Source organism: Sphingomonas sp. FUKUSWIS1 (assembly GCF_000733135.1).
Taxonomy (GTDB): Bacteria; Pseudomonadota; Alphaproteobacteria; order Sphingomonadales; family Sphingomonadaceae; genus Sphingomonas; species Sphingomonas aerolata.
This window is the reverse complement of sequence record NZ_JPJC01000153.1, coordinates 1-1,793: the sequence shown is the minus strand read 5'-3', so window position 1 is coordinate 1,793 and position 1,793 is coordinate 1. Positions and strand designations below refer to the sequence as shown.

2 protein-coding genes are annotated in these 1,793 nt (G+C 69.3%); one reads left to right on the top strand and one right to left on the bottom strand.

Annotated features, from left to right (window positions below; translation table 11 throughout):
* On the bottom strand, positions 1 to 542 hold a 542-nt coding region (locus tag sphsw_RS10050; protein ID WP_031440503.1), incomplete at its 3' end, for a hypothetical protein.
* A 166-nt stretch (positions 543 to 708) separates the two neighbouring features.
* On the opposite strand from sphsw_RS10050, the gene sphsw_RS10045 reads away from it, so the two are divergent.
* Positions 709 to 1,793, top strand: a 1,085-nt coding sequence (locus sphsw_RS10045; protein WP_031440502.1) for a proton-conducting transporter transmembrane domain-containing protein, incomplete at its 3' end; no start/stop codon positions are given.

The window sequence follows — 1,793 nt, the reverse complement described above, 5'->3', positions numbered from 1 at the left end:
CCCGCGGCCGGCCGCGTCGGGCCCTGCGCGGGCAGGACGAGGTCGGTCGGGACGGGCGCCAGATCGAGTGCGGCGCGCACGAAATCGCGCAATGACACGACCAGCGCGTGCGTCGGGACCGGGCGGCCCGCCGCGAGTTCGCCCGCGGCCTGTGCGGCCAGCCGGACCTGCTCGTCGGTGCCGAGCAGGATGATGTCCGACAGCGCCGCCTCGACCGCGTCGCGGATCCGCCGGCCGCGGTCCGATCCGGTGTCGATCGCGACATCCGCCGCATCGGCAGGCACCGCCTCGCCCCGGCGACGCAGGTCGCGGCGATGCGCGGGGTCGACCGTCAGCGTGCCCGTGAACGAGCCGCCCAAGGTCTTGTAGGCCGCGATCAGCGTGCGCAGCCGTTCGTTGATCTGCCGGTTGATCCGTTCGCGGCGCTGCTGGATCGTCATCATCGTGACGAGGCGGATGCCGACACCGATCGCCGTCACCAGCGCGAGCCCGAACAACGTCAGCAACGTGGTCTGCCAGGAACTGAAGTCGATCGTGCGCATGGTCGCTCCGCTATTCCGGGTCTGCGTGAGTCCCGATGCGGCACCAACGCGCATCGCGGGTCGATGCCCCCGGGATATCGTCAGGGCCGCTGGGCGTAGTCCGGTCGACCCGGAAGCCATATCGTGCGATGGCAAGTCTCGTGACGTCGCCGGGAAACGATCTGCCATGCCCCTGATGCTCCTGATGGTGCTGCCGTTCGCGGCGGCGCTGATGCTGGCGCTCGGCGCACGTTGCGGCCGTCGCATGCATGTCGGGATCGCCGCCGGTGCGAGCGCGGCGGGGCTCGCGCTGCTGCTTCTGGCCGCGCCCGCGGTCCTCGCGGGAACCCCGCTGACCGCGCGGATCGCGTGGATCCCGGCGCTCGGGCTCGATCTCAGCCTGTGGCTCGATCCGCTCGGGCTGCTGTTCGCCGGGCTGATCCTCGGCATCGGCCTGCTCGTCGTGATCTATGCGCAGGGCTATCTCGCCAAGGCTGAGCCGACCGGGCGGTTCCTGTCGTTCCTGATGCTGTTCCAGGGCGCGATGATCGGTATCGCGCTGTCGAACAACATCCTGCTGATGCTGATATTCTGGGAACTGACCAGCCTGTCGTCGTTCCTGCTGATCGGCTTCTGGCGCGACCGCGCGGACGCGCGGCAGGGCGCGCGGATGGCGCTCGCGGTGACGGGCGGCGGCGGGCTCGCGCTGATCGCGGGGATGCTGTTGCTCGGCCAGGCGGCGGGATCCTATGAGCTCGCAACGATCCTGACGCGCGGCGCCGTCGTCCAGGCGTCGCCGCTCTATCCTGCGATCCTGACGCTCGTCCTGCTCGGCGCGTTCACCAAGTCGGCGCAGTTCCCGTTCCATTTCTGGCTGCCGCACGCGATGGCAGCACCCACGCCGGTCAGCGCCTATCTCCATTCCGCGACGATGGTGAAGGCGGGCGTCTTCCTGCTCGCCCGCCTGTGGCCGGTGCTCGCGGGCAGCGACTTGTGGTTTTATCTGGTCGCCTCGACCGGCCTCGTGACGATGATCTTCGGCGCGGGCGTCGCGCTGTTCCGCAACGATCTGAAGGCTATCCTCGCCTATTCGACGATCAGCCAGCTCGGGCTGATGGTGATGCTGCTCGGTTTCGGCACGCCCGCGGCCGCCACGGCGGCAGTATTCCACATCCTCAACCATGCCGCGTTCAAGGCGGCGCTGTTCATGAACGCGGGCATGGTCGATCACGAGACGGGGACGCGCGATATCCGTCGCCTCGGCGGGCTCGC